This is a genomic window from Pantoea latae (assembly GCF_002077695.1).
Classification (GTDB): Bacteria; Pseudomonadota; Gammaproteobacteria; order Enterobacterales; family Enterobacteriaceae; genus Pantoea; species Pantoea latae.
The window spans coordinates 289262-308139 of the sequence record NZ_MWUE01000008.1 but is presented as its reverse complement, the minus strand read 5'-3'; the positions used below and the strand labels follow the sequence as shown (position 1 = coordinate 308139).

The following is an 18878-nucleotide window of genomic DNA, read 5'->3' as shown; positions in this document are numbered from 1 at the left end:
CTCAGGGGCGGGCATTTCGCAGCGCTGAACAGAATGAGTCTGCCAGGAGAGCCCGCAGGGAAGCGGGCGAAAGGTGGGGCTGGAACAGGGATGTTCCATCCCCACCGGTCCGTCAGGCAGACGAATGATGTGAAGGTACCGCGTCAGCGGCGCGAGGACCGTCCGCCCCTGAGCGGCCCCAGACTGCGTTATCACCACATGCCTAACTGGCAAGAATGACAGCCAGTTGGCCGCCCTTATTGCTCATGAACTCAATACGAGGGTGACATGGCTCGAAGAGCAAAGCGGCCCGCGCAAGGGACTGCGCGGGCCGAGCTGTCAGGGATGACGCTTTTTGCGTCTTTGCGCTCGGGCCTTGTCACCCTCGTCAGCACATGTCATCGATATCGGGGCGGCCAACTGGCCGTCCTTACTCTTATTCGTCATCATCCTCTTCGTCGTCGTCCAGCGTAACGGGCGACTTAAAGTCATCAGGCTTAATCGCCAGCAGATCGCAGCGCAGATGATCGATCACCTGTTCCGCCGTATTGCCGAGAAACGCCGCCGACAGGCCGGTGCGGCCAATGGTGCCTAACACCACGATACCGGCGCTCAGCTGGCCGGCGATATCGGGGATCACCTCTTCAGGCAACCCTTTAGCGACGTGGGTGAACTCTTCACGGATAGAGAATTTCTGCCGCAGCGCCTTCATCGCCACCAGATGCTGGCCGCGGATGGCGTCGTTGTAGACGCTGGGATCGAAGTCGGGCAGCTCAATAGCGATATTGATGGGCGTGATCGGATAGGCGCCGACCAGATGCACTTCGGTATGATTCACCATTTCCGCCAGCAGGGTGGTTTCACGGATCAGCTTTTGGTTCAGCTCGTCATGATGCGGCTCCTCGCTGGCGAGGTTAACCGCCACGATGGCTTTACCGCCTTCCGGCCAAGGCTGATCTTTCACCATCCACACCGCGCAGGGGCACTTGCGCAGCAGATGCCAGTCGGTGGGCGTGAAAATCACCGCCTCAAGGCGATCGTGCTGATGCGCCATCTTCAGCACCAGATCGTGTCCTTGCGTCATCACCTCCTGAATAATCGCCTCATAGGGGCGATTGTGCCACACCACTTTGATTTCAATCTCAACGCCCGCTTCGAGGTAGGCGCGCGCCTGCTCGCGGATCCACTCGGTGCGCTGGCTGATCACCCCCTGGCGCATCGACGAACGTTCATCAGGCGACAGCAGCGTGGTCATCTCATAGGAGAAGTCGTAGATCGGCAGAAAGGCTTTAATCTTGCCGCCGATACGCTGATTAAGATAAACCGCGCGCCGCAGCGCAGGTTGATCGTCTTGCTGCGCATCAATGGCGACCAGAATATTTTGGTAGCGGGACATAGCGGAAAACTCCTTAAACCTAGGCGAACTGGTTTAAAGATAGCCTAACTTAACGGCGGGAAGAAGCGGAAAAGTTGCAGTGGGATCAATAAACTAACAAATAGTGAGCCGCAATTAGCGTTGCAGGCGCATGACGCTGATGCCTGCAACGCTAATCATTAGGCAGCCAATTAATTAAGCAGCCTGAACGCTCTGGCCCGCCAGTTCGGCAAGCAGGTCGTGATTTTCAATAGTGATATATTTGCCTTTCACCGCCAGCATGCCCGATTTCTGAAAGCGGCCCAGCAGACGGCTGATGGTTTCGACGGTCAGCCCCAGATAGTTGCCGATATCGCCGCGCGTCATGGTGAGACGGAATTCACGCTGGGAGAAGCCGCGCTGGCCAAAACGACGGGAAAGATTCCAGATAAAAGCGGCCAGCCGCTCTTCGGCGTTTTTCTTCGACAGCAGCAGGATCATATCCTGATCGCCTTTGATTTCGCCGCTCATCAGACGCATCATCTGCTGACGCAGCGCCGGCATTTTGCCCGACAGATCGTCCAGCGTTTCGAAGGGAATTTCGCACACCATCGCCGTTTCCAGCGCCTGAGCGAAGCTGGGATGGTTGCCGCTCATAATGGCGTCGAAGCCTACCAGATCGCCCGCCAGGTGGAAGCCGGTGATCTGCTCATCGCCCTGTTCGGTGATGGTGTAGCTTTTAATGGTGCCGGAGCGGATAGCATAAAGCGACTTGAGATCGTCGCCCGCTTTAAACAGCGTCTGGCCTTTTTGAATCGGTTTTTTGCGCTCGATAATGTTGTCGAGCTGATCCAGCTCATGCTCGTTCAGGGTGAACGGAATACACAGCTGACTAATGCTGCAGTCCTGACAGTGGATGGCACAGCCACCTGACTGAATACGGCGAATGGTGCGTTTTTCAGTGATCATAATGTACGCTCGACGATTATTGACTGGGGTCAATTTTAACATTTTTCGCGCTGAAGGGAACTCGTCCGAGCAGTTTTAGGCCTATAAAGTGTAGGGATGTCAGGCGTGGCGCGGAACCGCGCTGTAGCAAGCCCTGCGCGTCACAGTTTTGCAAACTGGCACGAAAACTTTCCATTTTTTTGATGTGGATGCGGTTTTTTTCACCAGCTTATCGCGACGATTCAACAGTGGCGCACGGTTTTTTCTCTTTGCTACTATTGCTTCTACAGAGACGAAAATGATCTCTGTTCCTTATTTATCTGGCGTGAGAAAAGTCCATGAACCTAGACGATGATGACCTGTTTCGGGATGCCATGGGTGACGTCACACCATTAAAAGATTCGGCCAGCACCTTATGGCTGAAATCGCCCTCAACCAAAGCGCCGCGTCGCGCCGACGCAGACGCCGTCGAAGAGAACTTTCTGACGCGTGGCTATCTCGACATTATTCCCCTGACTACGCCGCTGGAGTATAAAGCTGACGGCATTCAGCAGGGGGTACTGGATAAGCTGCGCAAAGGGGAATATAAGCTCGACGCCAGCCTTAATCTGCTGCGTCAGCCGGTAGAGACCTGCCGTCAGGCGTTGTTCAGCTTTATGCAGCAGGCGCGCAAGGACGGGCTGCGCAACCTGCTTATCATTCACGGCAAAGGGCGTGATGATGAATCCCATGCCAATATCGTGCGAAGCTATCTGGCACGCTGGCTGCGTCAGTTCGATGATGTGCAGACCTTTTGTGCCTCGCAGCCGCAGCACGGCGGAGCCGGCGCGCTCTATGTCGGCCTGCGTAAAACGGACAAGGCGCGGCTGGACAACCGTGAGCGGCATGCAAAGCGCAGCCGTTAAGCGGGCGATTTACGTATGGTCGCCATCAGAATTTCAGCGCTCAGGCTGAGCGGATAGCCGGTGCGGGTAATAATGCCCACCGGCTCGCCAGGGCCTGAAGAGCTAATGGGCAGCGCGCACAGGGCGTTATGGCTCAAATCCTCTTTAATCGCGCCGGAAGGCACAAACCAGACATAGTCATAGCGCAGCGCCAGCTGACGCGCCAGCGAGGTTGATGAGGTTTCGACGCAGGTGCTGGGCAGGGCGCAACCCTGTTCATCCAGCATCTGCTGGGCGATGCGGCGCGGCGCGGTGCCTTCAGGGGAAATCACCACCGGCCACTGCATCGCCCGCGAAAGGGTGACGTTGTCACTTAGCAGTGGATGCTCCGGCCGCACTACCAGCTTTAGCGACTCGAGAAACAGCAGCTCGTAGGTTAAGCCCGTCATCATTTCGCTGTCCGCCATGCGGCCGATGCCGATTTCAAACTCGCCCGCGCGCAGTCCCGCCAGCAGCACGTTGTTATGCAGCGTGGCGACCTGAACGGTGGTGTGCGGCTGCTGCTGATGAAAGCGATCGAGGATGTGCGGCAGCATCCCCATTGCCGCCGTGGTCAGCGCGCCGAGACGGATAATCGCCGGCCGCGTCGACGCCGGTAAGTTGAAGCTCTGACCGGCGTGATTCAGCGCATCCAGCACCTTCACCGCGTGAATGAGAAACTGCTCGCCCATGGTGGTCAGCTGCGCGCCCAGCCGACCGCGCTCGAACAGCCGCACGCCGGTGAGTTCCTCTAGCTCGTTAAGGGTCTTTGACAGCGCAGGCTGGCTCAGGCTAAGGGTTTCCGCGGCGCGGCCCAGCGTACCCTGTTGCGCAACCGCCACAAAGGTATGAAGATGGCGCAAGCGAATGCGCTGATTGAAAAGGATATTTTTGTCCATATCACAAACTTAATGAGTTTTGGGCAGGGTCATCAACTAGTAAAGCTGGGTTTTGTTAACTTTGCTGCAAAATATAATTAACAAACAGGTGCGGGCAAGGGGTGTTATTGATTATCCAGCAAAAAGCGTTTTGCCTGACTTGGTTGCTGTCAGCAAGCGGATGAACCCGCCACGTCAAATCAAAAGGTTACTCAATAGATGTTGAATAATTCTCAATATCATATAAAAATTCCCCCTCTTATTGTTAACGATCGGCTATCATAGCTGCCGTTTTTTTTACCAAAACTGATGTCTCATGCGGTGAGCGCAGTGAGGAGTTCGCAGTGACCAGCGTCGAGGCGGTAGACGTTCGCCAGTTAATCAACCAGTCAGAGCTGAGCCGTTGGCAAAAGCGGCTGATTGCACTCTGCTTTATCGTGGTCGCCCTTGACGGCATGGATATCGCGCTGATGGGCTTTATCGCGCCGACCCTCAAGGCGAGCTGGGGCGTCACCAATCATCAGCTGGGTCTGGTGATCAGCGCCGCGCTGGTCGGGCTGGCGCTGGGTGCTATGCTGGCGGGGCCGCTGGCGGATCGCTACGGGCGCCGCATGATGATTATCCTCAGCGTCTTCTTTTTCGGCCTCTGGACCCTTGCCACCGCGCTGGCGCACAACATCGAACAGATGATGCTGTTTCGCTTTCTGACCGGGCTAGGGCTGGGCGCGGCAATGCCCAATGTTGGCACGCTGGTGGCCGAGTATGCGCCGGAGCGCCGCCGCGCCTTTATTATCACCGTGGTGTTCTGCGGCTTCACCTTCGGCGCCGCCAGCGGCGGTTTCGCCGCCTCCTGGCTGCTGCCGCGCTACGGCTGGCACGCGGTGATGCTGCTGGGCGGCATCCTGCCGCTGGTGATTTTACCGCTGCTGGTGCGCGGACTGCCGGAGTCGGTGCGTTTTCTCATCAGCCGCCGCGCGCCCGCGTCGCGCATCCACGCCATTCTTGAGCGCATGCTGCCCGGTGCCACCCAGCCCGACAGCGCCTTTCACGCTCAGGAATCGCTGCCGCCGACCCAGGGCGCAATCGGTACCGTGGTGTCGCGTCGCTACCTGTTTGGCAGCCTGATGCTGTGGGGCGGCTATTTTATGGGGCTGTTTCTGGTCTATCTGATTGGCAGCTGGCTGCCATCGCTGATCAACACGCTGGGCATGTCGGTGACCGAAGCGGCCATTATTACCGCCATGTACCAGGCGGGCGGCACGCTGGGATCGCTGTTCGCCGGCTGGCTGATGGATCGCTTTAACGCCAATCTGGCGCTGGCGGGGATCTACTTCTGCGGCGGGCTGGCGATCGTCGCGCTCGGCTTCTCGCCAGCGGAAGCAGGAATAATGAGTGGCATCGCCTTCTGCAGCGGCTTCTGCTTCAACGGCGCTAATACCGGGATGAACGCGCTGTCGGCCAGCTACTATCCTACCCACGCGCGCGCGACCGGCTCCAGCTGGATGCACGGCGTCGGCCGGGTTGGCGCGATACTCAGCGCCTTTGTCGGCGCGGAGATGCTGTCGCTCGGCTGGTCGTTTAGCCTGATCTTCGTGCTGCTGGCGATACCGGCGCTGCTCACCACCCTGATGCTGGCGCTGAAAAACCGCTTCGGCTTTAAGCCGATCACAAATCCATAACTTTTTCGCCTGCCGACATCGGGTTGCTCTACAGTAGCAGCAACCCGAACGATGTCAGGAGGCACCATGGATCACTTCCTCAGCGCGGACGCTATTCGTACGCGCTTCTCTCAGGCAATGTCCGCTATGTATCAGCAGGAGGTGCCACAGTACGGTACGCTGATGGAGCTGGTGCAGCAGGTCAATGCGCGCTGCCTGGCGGACAACCCGGCGCTGCACGCCCGACTGGAAGCGGCAGACGAACTCAGCCGCCTCAACCTGGAGCGGCACGGCGCGATACGCGTTGGCACCGCGCAGGAGCTGGCGACGCTGCGGCAGATGTTCGCGGTGATGGGCATGGCGCCGGTGGGTTATTACGACCTCTCGCAGGCGGGCGTGCCGGTGCACTCCACCGCCTTTCGCCCGGTAAGCGACGAGGCGCTGCGCCGTAATCCCTTTCGCATTTTCACCTCGCTGCTGCGGCTGGAGCTGATCGACGATATTCCTCTGCGTGAAAAAGCGGCGGCGATTCTGGCGCAGCGCGACATCTTTACCCCGCGCTGCCGGGCGCTAATGGCGCAGCATCAGCAGCAGGGCGGACTCAGCGAGGCCGATGCCGACGCCTTTGTTCACGAGGCGCTGGAGACCTTTCGCTGGCACGCCCTGAGCACCGTCGACAGCGCCGACTATCAGGCGCTCAGCCAGCAGCATCGCCTGATCGCCGACGTGGTCTGTTTTCCCGGCTGCCATATCAATCACCTGACGCCGCGCACGCTCGATATCGACCGCGTGCAGGCGCTGATGCCTGACTACGGCATCGATCCCAAAGCGGTTATTGAGGGGCCGCCGCGGCGCGAGGTGCCGATCCTGCTGCGCCAGACCAGCTTCAAGGCGCTGGAGGAGCCGGTGATTTTTCAGCAGGGCGAAACCGGCACCCACACCGCGCGCTTCGGCGAAATTGAGCAGCGCGGCGCGGCGCTGACGCCGAAAGGGCGCGCGCTCTACGATCGTTTGCTGGCGGAAGCCGGCACCGGCACCGACAACCAGCAGCATCAGCGGCGGCTGAGCGAGGTGTTCCGCGCCTTTCCCGACGACGAGCGCAGCCTGCGCGAGCAGCAGCTCGCCTGGTTCAGCTATCGCCTGAGCGAACAGGGCGCGGCGCAGCCGCCGCAGTCGGGCGAATCGGCTGGTGCGCTGGTTGAACAGGGACGACTAATCGCCGATCCGATTATTTATGAAGATTTTTTGCCGGTCAGCGCCGCGGGCATTTTCCAGTCGAACCTGGGCGACAAGGCGCAGGCGCGCTCGGCAGGCAACGCCAGTCGGGCCGATTTTGAAGCGGCGCTGGGCGCACCGGTGCAGGATGAAATGGCGCTGTATGAGGCGCGTCAGCGGCAGTCGCTGGCGCGCTGCGGTGTCAGCGAGGCATAGCGGCGACGATTCAGCATATTCTGCAAATGCACCAGACACATGGACAATATCTTAACCGCCTGTAGATAATGCCTTAACGCTTTATCAGGGAACAGGTAATGAAAAACAGACGACCTCTGCGCCTCAGGACTGCGGAAGGTGAGCTAAGAGGAAGTATGGATGAGGATCTCTTTGTGTTTAAGGGGATCCCCTATGCCGCCGCGCCGGTGGGCGCGCTACGCTGGCGCGCGCCGCAGCCGGTAGCGCCGTGGCGGGACGTGCGCGACGCTACGGCGTTTGGCGCCGCCAGCTGGCAGAACCGCGAACTCTGCGTCGTGGCTGGCGGCGGCGATCCCGGCGTGCTCAGCGAAGATTGCCTTTATCTCAACGTCTGGACACCCGACGTCGAGCCGTCACGGCCGCTGCCGGTAATGGTGTGGCTGCACGGCGGCGGCTTCGCCATGGGCTCCGGCGGTCTGCCGCCCTATAGCGGCAAGCCGCTGGCGGCGCGCGGCGCGGTGGTGGTGACGATAAACTATCGGCTCGGCCACCTCGGATTCTTTGCGCATCCCGCGCTGGACGCGGAGTATCGCGCCGGCGGCGTGGTGAATAACTTCGCCTTGCTCGATCAGATTGCCGCACTGCAGTGGGTGCAGCGCAATATTCCCGCCTTTGGCGGCGATCGTGACAACGTCACGCTATTCGGCGAATCCTCCGGCGCGCGCAGCGTGCTGTCGCTCTGCTGCTCGCCGCTGGCGGAGGGTTTGTTTCACAAAGGCATTGTGCAAAGCGCCTACAGCCTGCCGGACAAGCCGCGCAAAGCGGCGCTGCAGCAGGGCGAGCAGGTCGCCGCCCACTTTGGACTGCGCAACGCCACCGCACAGCAGCTGCGCGAGCTGCCTGCCGAGGCGTTCTGGCGGCTGGATCGCTCTCTGTCGCCAGGGCCGGTGCCGATTGCCGGCGACGCCGTGTTGCCGCAGCCGATGCTGACCACCTTTATGGCGGCGCGCCAGCATCGCATTCCGCTGATGGCGGGCAGCAATAGCGACGAGGCCAGCGTGCTCACATACTTTGATGTCGATACGGCCGAGATGATGCGCCAGCTGCGCGTAGGCAAGCCTCTCAGCTATCGGCTGCTGAAGTGGCTCTACGACATTCATGACGATCGTCTGCTGGGTCGGGCGGCGGCGCGCGATATGGCGTTCAGCGTCATGCCGTGGATCCTGATGCGCGCCCAGCACAATGTCGGCATGCCCGGCTGGCGCTACTGGTTTGACTATGTTTCCGAGCAGTCGCGCGATCTCTATCCGCACGGCGCCTGGCACGGCAACGAGGTGCCCTACGCCTTCAACACCCTGGCAACGATGCAGCCCGGCGACGGCGATCGTCCCTACAGCGCAGGCGATCACATCTTTTCGCAGCGCATGGCGGACTACTGGTTTACCTTTGCGCGCGACGCAGGAGAGTTCAGCCATCGGCTGGAGGGCGCGGTAAGCTGGCCCGCCTGGCATCCTGGAGAGGATATGACGCTGGCGTTCGGCGACGGCGGCAAAGCGGCATTGCTGCTGAAGCGCAACTTTATGCGCGCGCGCCTGCGGCTGTTTCGTCTGATGATGAAAAGCATGGTTAAGCTTTGACAGCTAATTATCAAGGCGGCTGAAGGGATTTCACACGCGCGCCAGCGCGTGAAATCCCGTTAAATGAACACCCTGGCCTAAAACAGCCCGTGCGGATTCAGCAATTTTTTTGCTAACTAAAGCGCTGCACCTTCCTGAAATCCTGCCGATAACGCCTGTATGCCCGACTTTTTCGGGCCCCTCTCGGTTTTCACCGTCAAGGATTTGGCTATGGGTATGTTAAAAAATTTTACGATTCGCGCCGTTATGCTGTGGATCCTCGGCCTGTTTTGCCTGCTGTGGTGCGCAGTGGGCTGGTTCAGCGTGCATTCGCTCGGCGCCCTCAGCGCGGGCAATGATGTCGATCGTCACCTGGTCGCGCAGATGACCATTCTGAGCAAAGGCAACGATCAATATTTTCGCGTCATTACGCGGCTGTCGCGCGTTATGGAGAGCAAAGCCAGCGGCGCCCAGCCTGCGGAGCAGGAGTGGAAGCCGGTGCAGCAGGCGCTGGATAATATGACGCAGCAGCTGGCGCAGTTTAAGCAGATGGCGCCAGGCCCGATGGACCCGCAGATCGTCGACCAGACCATCGCCAGCTGGCAAAAGCTGCTGGATGAGGGCGTCGCGCCGCAGGTGCAGAAAGCGCGTCAGGAGACGCTGGAGGCCTATCGCCAGCATGCCAACGGCGTGACGCCAGCGCTGAGCCGCGCCTTTGGCGCCAGCGCCGAAACCTTCAATCAGGCGGCGGCCGTCAAGCTGGATCAAACCCGGGTTAACGTCGATCGTCTGACCGCGCTGACCAAAATCACGCTGGTAGCGGCGGTGGTGATCGGTCTGCTGATCCTGCTGTTCACCGATCGCTATCTGGTGACGATGCTGGTGAAGCCGCTGGATCGCATCCGCGCGCATTTCGCCGTGATCGCCACCGGCGATCTCAGCCAGCCGGTCGAACCTTTCGGGCGCAACTGCGTCGGCAAGCTGGTGCCGCTGCTGAGCGCCATGCAGGAGAGCCTGCGCGAGGCGGTCAGCGCCATTCGCGGCGGCACCGAGAATATTTCGCGCGGAGCGGCGGAAATTTCAGCAGGCAATAACGATCTCTCGTCGCGCACCGAAGAGCAGGCGGCGGCGCTGGAGCAGACCGCCGCCAGTATGGAGCAGCTCACCGCCACGGTGAAGCTGAACGCCGACAACGCGCGTCAGGCGAGTCAGCTGGCGGAGACCGCGTCCTCAACCGCGCAGCAGGGCGGTCAGCTGGTGAGCGACGTCGTCACCACCATGCAGGGCATCTCCGGCAGTTCGAAAAAGATCGCCGAGATCACCAGCGTCATCAACGGCATCGCCTTCCAGACCAATATTCTGGCGCTGAACGCGGCCGTCGAGGCGGCGCGCGCCGGTGAACAGGGGCGTGGATTCGCCGTGGTCGCCAGCGAGGTGCGCAACCTGGCGCAGCGCAGCGCGGCCGCCGCGAAAGAGATTGCCGCGCTGATTGAAGATTCGGTGCAGCGCGTAGATAAAGGCGCGGCGCTGGTCAGCAACACCGGCACCACCATGCACCACATTTTGAAGTCGGTGCAGGACGTCGACGCCATTATGAAGCAGATCGCCTCGGCGTCAGAGGAGCAGAGCAAAGGCATCTCGCAGGTGGGTGTCGCCGTAACAGAAATGGACAGCGTCACCCAGCAAAACGCCTCGCTGGTGGAAGAGGTCTCCGCCGCCGCCGCTGCGCTGGCGCGTCAGACCGAATCGCTGGAGGCGTCGGTGGCCCGCTTCCGTTTGTCGTCGCAGGAGACGCCGCACAGCGCGCCGCGCGCCGCCGCCACGCCAGCCGCAGGCGGCACGCCTCGCCGCACGGCCGACAGCAGCGGCGACTGGGTCACCTTTTAGTCACGCGACAGCCACGCCGCCAGTTCCAGCAGGAAGGGCGGCGCATCCTGCGGCGAACGCTGCAGCAGACTGTAGCTCGCCCCGGTTTTCACCCGGCTGGCGAACGGCGCAATCAGGCGGCCGTTCGCCAGATCGCTCTCTACCAGATTAATATCCGCCACCGTCACGCCAAACCCCTGTATCGCCGCGCTGATTGCCAAATCCATGGTGCTGAAATGCTGATTGCGCGCCATCGTCAGCGTGCTGTTTTGTGCCCCGAGCCACAGCAGCCAGTCGCGGTTGTCGGCGGTGGGATGCAGAAAAGTCATGCCGGCCAGCGCCGCTGGCGCGGCGGGCGGCGTCATCCCGGCGGCCATCACCGGCGTAATCGCCTCGTCGAACAGGTGCACCGCGCCGGCGGGCGGCGTGCCGTAGACGATGGCGGCATCAAACCCCTCGAGCTGCGTGTTATGCTCCAGCGTGGTGGTGAGTGCGACATGCAGTTCCGGCTGGCACTGTTCCAGCGCCACCAGCCGCGGCACCAGCCAGCGCATCGCGCAGGTCGGCGCCTTCAGCCGTATCGCGCCGTTGTGGCGCCACGCCTTATCCGTCGCGCTGATCATCTGCTCAAACCCGAGCCGCAGCTCCGGCAGCAGCGCGGCGCCCTGTGGCGTCAGACGCAGCCCGCGCGCATGCCGTTCAAACAGCGCAAACCCCAGATAGTGTTCAAAGGCGGCGATTTTGCGGCTAACCGCGCCCTGGGTAATACAGAGTTCGCCCGCCGCGCGCGTCAGGTTGAGATGACGCGCGGTCACCAGAAAGGCGTGTATGGCGTTGAGCGGCAAAGTACGCGACATCGTGACTCCAGCTATGCATTTTCGTCATGGCTATTATGACAACATTTCGCTTGTCGGCTCAAGCAGAGGGTCGTTGAATAGAATCCAGCAAAATTTACATTTTTATGCACGCGTGCAGGAGCCAGTCGCCATGAAAAGCAGCGTTAACGTCGCGTCAAAATTGCCTGACGTCGGCACCACGATATTTAGCGTAATCGGACAGCTCTCCGCGCGCCATAACGCCATTAACCTGTCGCAGGGCGCGCCAAACTTCCCATGCGATCCGGCGCTGGTGGAGTCGGTGAGCCGCGCCATGCGCGAGGGGCATAATCAGTACGCGCCGATGACCGGCTTACCCGCGCTCAGAGAGGCGCTGGCGGCCAAGGTCGCGGCGCTCTACGGGCAGCATTACGATCCCGCTAGCGAGGTGCTGATCAGCGGCAGCGCCAGCCAGGGCATCTATATGGCGATTACCGCGCTGGTGAACCGCGGCGATGAGGTGATCTTCTTCGAACCCGCCTTCGACAGCTATGCGCCGGTGGTGCGTCTGCAGGGCGGCACGCCGATCGGCCTGAAGCTGGCGTTCCCGGACTATGCCATTGACTGGACGGCGCTGCGCGCTGCGCTGACGCCGCGCACCCGCATGATCATCATCAACACGCCGCACAACCCGAGCGCGCAGGTACTGACGCCCGATGACCTGACGCAGCTGGCGTCGCTGACGCGCAACACCGACATTGTGGTGCTCTCCGACGAAGTCTATGAGCATATTGTGTTCGACGGTCGCGCCCACTGCGGCATGGCGACGCATCCTGAGCTGGCGCAGCGCAGCATCATCGTCTCGTCGTTCGGCAAAACCTTTCACGTCACCGGCTGGCGCGTCGGCTACTGCCTGGCGCCCGCCGAGCTGATGGCGGAGCTGGTGAAGGTGCATCAGTTTATGATGTATGCCGCCGATACGCCGATGCAGGTCGGGTTTGCGCACTATCTGCAGCAGGCGGAAAACTATCTCTCGCTGTCGGCGTTCTATCAGCAGAAGCGCGATCGTCTGGTAACGCTGCTGCAGGATTCGCCGTTTGAACTTCTGCCGTGCGCCGGTTCGTTTTTTGTTTTAGCCCGCTACAGACATTTCAGTGACGAACCTGACAGCGAGATGGTAAAACGTCTTATCGTTGAACACGGCGTGGCCACCATTCCGCTTTCGGCGTTTTATATGGACGGCACCGATAACAACGTGATTCGTCTCTCTTTTGCAAAAGACGACGCCACCCTGCAGCGCGGCGCAGAAGCGCTCTGTCGGGTTAAGGGTTAATCTCAGGGGAAAACAACATGAAAAAACTGAATGCGCTCTTTCTTGCTCTGGGCATGATGAGTTCGGTACAGGCACTGGCGGCGGAGACGCTGCGCTACGGTCTGGAGTCGCAGTATGCGCCGTTTGAGAGCCGCAACGCGCAGGGCGAGCTGGAAGGATTCGATATCGAGCTGGGCAAGGCGATCTGCGCCACCGGCAATTTTAGCTGTCAGTGGGTGGAGAGCAGCTTCGACGCGCTGATCCCGGCGCTGCAGGCGAAGAAGTTCGACGCCATTAACTCGGCGATGAACATCACCGAGGCGCGGGCGAAAAGCATCGACTTCACGAAGCCGATCTACCGCATTCCCAGCATGCTGATTGTCAAAGAGGGCGAGAAGCTGCAGCCGACCGCCGAGGCGCTGAAAGGCAAGAACATCGGCGTGCTGCAGGGCTCGATTCAGGAGACCTACGCCAAGAAGCACTGGGAAACCCAGGGCGTGACCGTCACCTCCTATCAGGATCAGAACCAGGTCTATAACGATATGGTTGCTGGCCGTCTCGACGGCACGCTGGTGATGTCCGCCGCCGGTCAGTCGGGCTTCCTCGATAAACCGCAGGGCAAAGGCTTCGTCTTCGCCGGCAAAGCGGTTGAGGATGACGCTATCCTCGGCTCCGGCATCGGTTTCGGTCTGCGCAAGGGCGACGCGAAGCTGAAGCAGGAGCTGGATGCGGCGATCACCAAGATTCAGGATGACGGCACGGTGAAAAAGCTGGCGGCGAAATATTTCCCCGGCATTGACGTAAGCGCGACGAAATAAAAGAAAGGCGGCGAAAGCCTGATGCTTGTCAGTTAAGCTCGGGGTGATCACGCAGTCTGGGGCCGCTCAGGGGCGGGCGGTCCTCGCGCCGCTGACGCGGTACCTTCACGCCATTCGCCTGCCTGACGGACCGGTGGGGATGGAAGAACCTCCCTGTTCCAGCCCCACCTTTCGCCCGCTTCCCTGCGGGCTCTCCTGGCAGCCTCATTCTGTTCAGCGCTGCGAAATGCCCGCCCCTGAGCGGCCCCAGCCTGCTGGCCAGCTTCCGTGTGCGCGGCTGGAAAGGGCCGCGGCCCGTCAGCATTCGCAGGTAAACCTGATTAAACGCGGCATGACGACGCCCTCTTTTGGCTGAATGCCGGCTGATTGTGTGAAGCGTCAGAGAGCTGGTACAGTGGCAGCTCCGATAATAACCGGTAGTTTTCCGCCAATGTTGAATCAAGCAGGGTTAGTGGCCGTTCTGGCCTATGAAGGGCTGTGCACCTTTGAGTTTGGTATTGCCGTCGAGATTTTTGGTCTGCCTCGCCCTGAGTTTGATTTTCCCTGGTATCAGCACCGGATCGTTTCTGTCGACGCGTCGCCGATGCAGGTAGCGGAAGGGATCCAGATTGTCTCCTCCTTTGGGCTGGACTCCCTCAGCGAGGCGCAAACCATTATTATCCCCGGCTGGCGTAATCGCGACGAAAGGCCGCCGCAGGCGTTGCTGGACGCGCTGTGCGCGGCCCACCAGCGCGGCGCGCGGCTGGTGTCGATCTGTTCCGGCGTGTTTGTTCTCGCGGCGGCGGGCTTACTCAACGGGCTGCGCGCCACCACCCACTGGCGCTACACCGATGAGCTGGCGAGCCGCTATCCCGCTATCGAGGTGGACCCGAACGTGCTCTATGTCGACAGCGGTCAAATCATCACTTCAGCGGGTAGCGCGGCGGGCATTGATGCCTGTTTGCATCTAGTGAGTCGGGATTACGGCACGCAGATTGCTAATATCGTCGCCCGACGGTTAGTCATCGCTCCCCAGCGCGGCGGCGGGCAAACGCAGTTTATCCCTGCGCCGGTGGCGCAAAAGCCGCGGGATGAGATTGCGCCGGTGCTGGAGTGGGCGCTGCAAAATTTACACCGCAATGTCTCTGTCAGGCAGATGGCGCAGCAGGCGTTGATGTCAGAGCGCACCTTCCTGCGTCGATTCAGCGACGCGTCAGGCACCACGCCCAAAGCCTGGCTGCTGCAGGCGCGAATGAACCTGGCGCGCGAGCTGCTGGAAAATAACCAGCTGCTGAACGAGCAAATCATGACGCGCTGTGGGTTTGGATCGATGGAGAGTTTTCGCGCCGCCTTTCGTAAATCCGCGGGGATTTCACTCTCCACCTATCGCAAAACCTTTGGCGGAATCAACCGCGCTGAGCTGAGTTAGCTCTGCGCCGCCAGCAAACAGAGCCGCTCCGCCACCTGATAGGACTTCACAAACGAAGAGATGGGCAGAAACTCAAAGCGTGAGTGGAAATTATGCGCGCCGGTAAAGAAGTTTGGCGTCAGCAGCCCCTTCGCCGACAGCGCCGCGCCGTCAGTGCCGCCGCGCATCGGGATCACCTTCGGTTCAATATCGAGATCTGCCAGCGCGGTGAAGATCAGATCGATCGCGCGGCGATCCCCGCCCACGGCATTGCTGATATTGCTGTAGATGTCGCTGATGCTGATAGCGACGCCGCCGGTGGGGTAGCGCTGGGCGATGGTCGTCACGGCCTGCTGCAGCTGGGTTTTGCGCGCCGCAAACTGCGCCAGATCGAAATCGCGGATCGAGGCCTTCAGCGTCGCCTGGCTGGCGCCCGCCTGCAGCTCGTTAAACCAGATATAGCCTTCGCGGCCCTCGGTATGCTCCGGCGTCGCCTGACGATCGAACAGGCTGATAAAGTCGTGCGCCATCAGCAGCGGGTTGACCAGCACCCCTTTGGCCGACATCGGGTGCGCCGGCACGCCGGTAAAGGTGATTTCCGCCGACGCGCCGTTGAAGTTTTCATACACCACTTCGCCCAGTTCGCAGCAGTCGATGGTCCAGGCGAAATCGACGTTGAAGCGCGTTTCCAGATCCAGCGCCTTCGCGCCGCGCAGGCCAATCTCTTCGTCGGGCACAAAGGCCACCACGATATCGCCGTGATCCCCTTGTAGATTCTCCATCAGCGTCATCACCACCGTCACCGCCGCTTTGTTATCCGCGCCGAGCACGCTGGTGCCGTCGCTAAAGATAATCTCCTCGCCGAGATAGGGCGCGATCTCGGGATGTTGGTCGCGACGCAGCCAGATATCTTCGCGCGCGTTGAGCAGCAGGTCTTCGCCCTGCCAGGTGAGGATCTGCGGATGGATGTCAGGCGACAGGCCGACGTCTACGGTGTCGATATGGGTGATAAAACCGATGCGCGGCGCATCCTGCCGGCTGCCGCGCTTCACGGCGGTCACCGTGGCGCTGCTGTCGATGATCACCTCATCCAGCCCGAGAGCGGTCAGCTCCTGCGCCAGCAGCTGCGCCATGGCGTGCTGGCTCGGCGTGCTCGGCAAGGTAGCGGATTTAGCGTCGCTCTGGCTGCTGACCGCCAGATAGCGGAAAAAACGTTGAGTTAACTGATTTGCAAGGGCTGTCATCACTGATCCTTATTTGTCTGCCAACAGCAGCATTCGCTATGTTACGAAAACGTGGTATCCATAAAGCGCCTGGATCATTTAGGGAATCTGACCAACGGAAGTCAATAAAAAGTGAGGAAATGATGAAAGTGAAGATAGCGATGCTGGCGTTGCTGACCGCAACCCTGGCGCATAACGCCGGCGCGAAGACGCTGGTTTACTGTGCGGAAGGATCGCCGGAGAACTTCAATCCGCAGCTTTATACCTCGGGAACCAGCGTGGACGCCAGCGCGGTGCCGGTGTTCAACCGGCTGGTGGATTTTAAATATGGCACCACGGAGCTGGTGCCGAGCCTGGCCGAAAGCTGGGAGATCAGCCCGGACGGCAAGGTCTACACCTTCCATCTGCGTAAAAACGTCGCTTTTCAGGAGAATAAAGCCTTCAAACCCAGCCGCAATTTTAACGCCGACGATGTCATTTTCTCTTTTATGCGGCAGATGGATGTGAAAAATCCCTATCACAACGTCTCGGGCGGCACCTACGCCAACTTCGACAGCCTGGAGCTGGCGACGCTGATTAAAAGCATCGATCGCGTTGACGACTACACCGTACGCTTTACCCTGAGCCACGCGGAGTCGCCGTTCCTGGCCGATCTTGCCTGGTACTTCGCCTCGATTCACTCCGCCGAATACGCCGACAAAATGCTGAAAGCGGGCACGCCGGAAAAAGTCGATATGGACCCAATCGGCACCGGCCCGTTCCAGCTGGTGCAGTATCAGAAAGACTCGCGCATTCTCTACAAGGCGTTTCCGCACTACTGGGCGGGCAAGGCGAAGCTGGATCGCATCGTGTTCAGCATCACGCCGGACGCCTCGGTTCGGCTGGCCAAGCTGGAGAAGGGCGAGTGTCAGGTGATGCCGTTCCCCAATCCCGCCGACCTGGAGAAGATGCGCAGCAACCCGGCGATCAACCTGATGCAAAAAGCGGGGCTAAATACCGGCTTCCTGGCGTTCAACACCACCAAAGCGCCGCTGGATAAGGTCGAGGTGCGCCAGGCGCTGGCGATGGCGATTAACAAGCCCGCCATTATCGACGCCATCTTTAAAGGCACCGGCAGCGCGGCGAAGAATATCCTGCCGCCGGGCGTCTGGAGCGCAAACAAAGACCTGAAAGATTACGACTACGATCCCGAGAAAGCCAAAGCGCTGCTGCAGCAGGCGGGCATCAAGCCCGGCACCGAAATTGCGCTCTGGGCGATGCCGGTGTCGCGTCCCTATAACCCCAACGCGCGCCGCATGGCGGAGATGATCCAGGCGGACTGGGCGAAAATCGGCATCAAGGCGACCATCGTCACCTATGAGTGGGGCGAATATCTCAAGCGGGTGCGCAGCGGCGAACATCAGGCGGCGCTGATGGGATGGACCACCGCCACCGGCGATCCGGATAACTTCTTCGGGCCGCTCTACAGCTGTAAATCGACCCAGGGTGGATCAAACTCGTCGAAGTGGTGCTATCAGCCGTTTGAAAAGCTGATCACCGAGGCGCGCGCCGAGCCGGATCAGGGCAAACGCACCGCGCTCTATCTGCAGGCGCAGCAGATCATGCACGATCAGATGCCAGCGGTGATGATCGCGCACTCGACCATCTTCGAGCCGGTACGTAAAGAGGTAGACGGCTACCAGATCGATCCGTTCGGCAAGCACATCTTCTATCCGGTCGATATCAAAGAGTAGCTACGCCAGACCGGCGGCGATGGCGTTCAGGCGCTGCTGAAGAAAGGCGAGAAAGGGCGACAGCGCCGCGTTGCGCTGTCGCCCCGACACGCGCTGCAGCTGCAGCGTGCGCTGGCTGAGCTGATCGACACCCATCTCGCGCAGCACCAGATCCCGGCTCTGGGTTTCGTTAAGCAGGGTGAAGGCGCTGCTGATGGTTATCGCCTCGGGCGTATTAAGCAGAAACTGGTAGAGCGTGGCGAAATAGTCGCAGGTCAGCACCGGCTCAATCACGCAGCCGCGCATCTGACAGGCGAGGTCAAACAGCTGCCGCACCGTGGTGTTCTGCTCCGGTAGCGCCATGGGGTAGTGTGAGAGCGCCTCCAGCGTCACCGGACGTTGCGCCAGCGGATGCTCCCGATGCATCGCCAGCAGCACCGGCGCGGGCCAGGAGCCCATTACCTCCACACCGCGCTCCGGGTGCAGGCTGAACTGTAGCGCCACGTCGCACTCGCCGGCGCGCACCCGCTCCGCCACCATCTGCGCGCTCTCTACCTTCAGCGCGAAGTAGACGCCGGGATTGAGCGCGCGAAATTCCGCCAGCAGACCGGGCAGCAGGCTGAATGCCATTCCGTCGGTGCAGGCGATGCGGATCAGCGTGCGGCGGATCGCCTTCAGTCCTTTGATCTCCGCCAGCGCGTAGTCCATATCCAGCATGCTTTGCCGCACCTGACGGGCAAAGATTTCACCCGCCTCGTTCAGCACCATGCCGCGCGCGTGGCGCTCAAACAGCGGCGCGCCTACCTGCGCCTCCAGCCGCTGGATCTGCCGGCTGATGGCGGAGACCGCCACAAACAGCTGTTCACTGGCGGCGCTTAGCGAGCCGCTGTTGGCCACGGCAAGAAAATAGCGGATTTCACTGCTCTGCATCGTTTCGCCTCTGCACCGCCTCGGGGCGTGCTTCTTTTTTGGGCATTGT

At 60.6% G+C, this 18878-nt stretch carries 15 protein-coding genes; 9 read left to right on the top strand and 6 right to left on the bottom strand.

Annotated elements, in window-relative coordinates; translation table 11 throughout:
• Positions 1 to 415: 415 nt before the first annotated feature.
• Both uspE and B2J69_RS06935 read right to left on the bottom strand, forming a co-directional pair.
• Positions 416 to 1375: a universal stress protein UspE gene (gene uspE / locus B2J69_RS06940; RefSeq protein ID WP_081137695.1), complete on the bottom strand. Its 960-nt coding sequence runs from the start codon at positions 1373 to 1375 to the stop codon at positions 416 to 418.
• Between the two features lie 174 nt (positions 1376 to 1549).
• Positions 1550 to 2302 (bottom strand): FNR family transcription factor, encoded by a 753-nt coding sequence (locus B2J69_RS06935; RefSeq protein WP_081137693.1) that lies wholly within the window; start codon positions 2300 to 2302, stop codon positions 1550 to 1552.
• Between the two features lie 317 nt (positions 2303 to 2619).
• Between B2J69_RS06935 and smrA the strand changes: the two genes are divergently transcribed.
• Positions 2620 to 3186, top strand: a complete 567-nt coding sequence (gene smrA, locus B2J69_RS06930; protein WP_081137691.1) for a DNA endonuclease SmrA — start codon at positions 2620 to 2622, stop codon at positions 3184 to 3186.
• Here the strand turns inward: smrA and B2J69_RS06925 are convergent.
• Positions 3183 to 4103: a LysR substrate-binding domain-containing protein gene (locus B2J69_RS06925; RefSeq protein ID WP_081137689.1), complete on the bottom strand. Its 921-nt coding sequence runs from the start codon at positions 4101 to 4103 to the stop codon at positions 3183 to 3185. The two genes, smrA and B2J69_RS06925, sit on opposite strands and share 4 nt — an antisense overlap.
• Positions 4104 to 4426: 323 nt before the next feature.
• On the opposite strand from B2J69_RS06925, the gene B2J69_RS06920 reads away from it, so the two are divergent.
• From B2J69_RS06920 to B2J69_RS06905, 4 genes are all read left to right on the top strand, one after another.
• A complete protein-coding gene (locus tag B2J69_RS06920; protein ID WP_081137687.1) occupies positions 4427 to 5761 on the top strand; it encodes an MFS transporter in 1335 nt (444 codons plus the stop codon).
• 66 nt (positions 5762 to 5827) lie between these two features.
• A complete protein-coding gene (hglS, locus tag B2J69_RS06915; protein WP_081137685.1) occupies positions 5828 to 7171 on the top strand; it encodes a 2-oxoadipate dioxygenase/decarboxylase HglS in 1344 nt (447 codons plus the stop codon).
• A gap of 98 nt (positions 7172 to 7269) precedes the next feature.
• Entirely contained in the window at positions 7270 to 8787 is a 1518-nt protein-coding gene (locus B2J69_RS06910; protein WP_081137683.1) for a carboxylesterase/lipase family protein, read from the top strand.
• A 210-nt stretch (positions 8788 to 8997) separates the two neighbouring features.
• Positions 8998 to 10653, top strand: coding sequence for a methyl-accepting chemotaxis protein (locus B2J69_RS06905; protein ID WP_081137681.1), 1656 nt, complete (start codon positions 8998 to 9000; stop codon positions 10651 to 10653).
• Here the strand turns inward: B2J69_RS06905 and B2J69_RS06900 are convergent.
• The gene (locus B2J69_RS06900) at positions 10650 to 11489 is read right to left on the bottom strand and encodes a LysR family transcriptional regulator (protein ID WP_081137679.1); all 840 of its coding nucleotides are present in this window, start codon (positions 11487 to 11489) and stop codon (positions 10650 to 10652) included. The two genes, B2J69_RS06905 and B2J69_RS06900, sit on opposite strands and share 4 nt — an antisense overlap.
• Before the next feature lie 130 nt (positions 11490 to 11619).
• Here B2J69_RS06900 and B2J69_RS06895 point away from each other — a divergent pair, with 130 nt between their 5' ends.
• The 3 genes from B2J69_RS06895 (at position 11620) to ftrA (ending at position 14985) form a co-directional block, all read left to right on the top strand.
• Positions 11620 to 12780: a methionine aminotransferase gene (locus tag B2J69_RS06895; protein WP_094078484.1), complete on the top strand. Its 1161-nt coding sequence runs from the start codon at positions 11620 to 11622 to the stop codon at positions 12778 to 12780.
• A gap of 17 nt (positions 12781 to 12797) precedes the next feature.
• Positions 12798 to 13577 carry a transporter substrate-binding domain-containing protein gene (locus tag B2J69_RS06890; RefSeq protein ID WP_081137675.1) on the top strand — a complete coding sequence of 260 codons (780 nt, stop codon included), beginning with the start codon at positions 12798 to 12800 and terminating at the stop codon, positions 13575 to 13577.
• Positions 13578 to 14007: 430 nt separating this feature from the next.
• Positions 14008 to 14985, top strand: coding sequence for a transcriptional regulator FtrA (gene ftrA / locus B2J69_RS06880; protein WP_081137673.1), 978 nt, complete (start codon positions 14008 to 14010; stop codon positions 14983 to 14985).
• On the opposite strand, the gene pepT is transcribed toward ftrA, so the two are convergent.
• Positions 14982 to 16208, bottom strand: a complete 1227-nt coding sequence (pepT, locus tag B2J69_RS06875; protein ID WP_081137671.1) for a peptidase T — start codon at positions 16206 to 16208, stop codon at positions 14982 to 14984. The genes ftrA and pepT overlap by 4 nt on opposite strands.
• 122 nt (positions 16209 to 16330) lie before the next feature.
• Between pepT and B2J69_RS06870 the strand changes: the two genes are divergently transcribed.
• Positions 16331 to 17920, top strand: coding sequence for an ABC transporter substrate-binding protein (locus tag B2J69_RS06870; RefSeq protein ID WP_081137727.1), 1590 nt, complete (start codon positions 16331 to 16333; stop codon positions 17918 to 17920).
• On the opposite strand, the gene B2J69_RS06865 is transcribed toward B2J69_RS06870, so the two are convergent.
• Entirely contained in the window at positions 17921 to 18829 is a 909-nt protein-coding gene (locus B2J69_RS06865; protein WP_081137669.1) for a LysR family transcriptional regulator, read from the bottom strand.
• Positions 18830 to 18878 lie beyond the last annotated feature (49 nt).

Bases quoted from the DNA above. Each gene is read 5' to 3' on its own strand.
- B2J69_RS06865 (WP_081137669.1), bottom strand. From the start codon at position 18,829: ATGCAGAGCAGTGAAATCCGCTATTTTCTTGCCGTGGCCAACAGCGGC.
- B2J69_RS06935 (WP_081137693.1), bottom strand. From the start codon at position 2,302: ATGATCACTGAAAAACGCACCATTCGCCGTATTCAGTCAGGTGGCTGT.
- pepT (WP_081137671.1), bottom strand. From the start codon at position 16,208: ATGACAGCCCTTGCAAATCAGTTAACTCAACGTTTTTTCCGCTATCTG.
- B2J69_RS06910 (WP_081137683.1), top strand. From the start codon at position 7,270: ATGAAAAACAGACGACCTCTGCGCCTCAGGACTGCGGAAGGTGAGCTA.
- B2J69_RS06895 (WP_094078484.1), top strand. From the start codon at position 11,620: ATGAAAAGCAGCGTTAACGTCGCGTCAAAATTGCCTGACGTCGGCACC.
- B2J69_RS06925 (WP_081137689.1), bottom strand. From the start codon at position 4,103: ATGGACAAAAATATCCTTTTCAATCAGCGCATTCGCTTGCGCCATCTT.
- B2J69_RS06870 (WP_081137727.1), top strand. From the start codon at position 16,331: ATGAAAGTGAAGATAGCGATGCTGGCGTTGCTGACCGCAACCCTGGCG.
- B2J69_RS06905 (WP_081137681.1), top strand. From the start codon at position 8,998: ATGGGTATGTTAAAAAATTTTACGATTCGCGCCGTTATGCTGTGGATC.
- ftrA (WP_081137673.1), top strand. From the start codon at position 14,008: ATGTTGAATCAAGCAGGGTTAGTGGCCGTTCTGGCCTATGAAGGGCTG.
- uspE (WP_081137695.1), bottom strand. From the start codon at position 1,375: ATGTCCCGCTACCAAAATATTCTGGTCGCCATTGATGCGCAGCAAGAC.
- hglS (WP_081137685.1), top strand. From the start codon at position 5,828: ATGGATCACTTCCTCAGCGCGGACGCTATTCGTACGCGCTTCTCTCAG.
- B2J69_RS06890 (WP_081137675.1), top strand. From the start codon at position 12,798: ATGAAAAAACTGAATGCGCTCTTTCTTGCTCTGGGCATGATGAGTTCG.
- B2J69_RS06900 (WP_081137679.1), bottom strand. From the start codon at position 11,489: ATGTCGCGTACTTTGCCGCTCAACGCCATACACGCCTTTCTGGTGACC.
- smrA (WP_081137691.1), top strand. From the start codon at position 2,620: ATGAACCTAGACGATGATGACCTGTTTCGGGATGCCATGGGTGACGTC.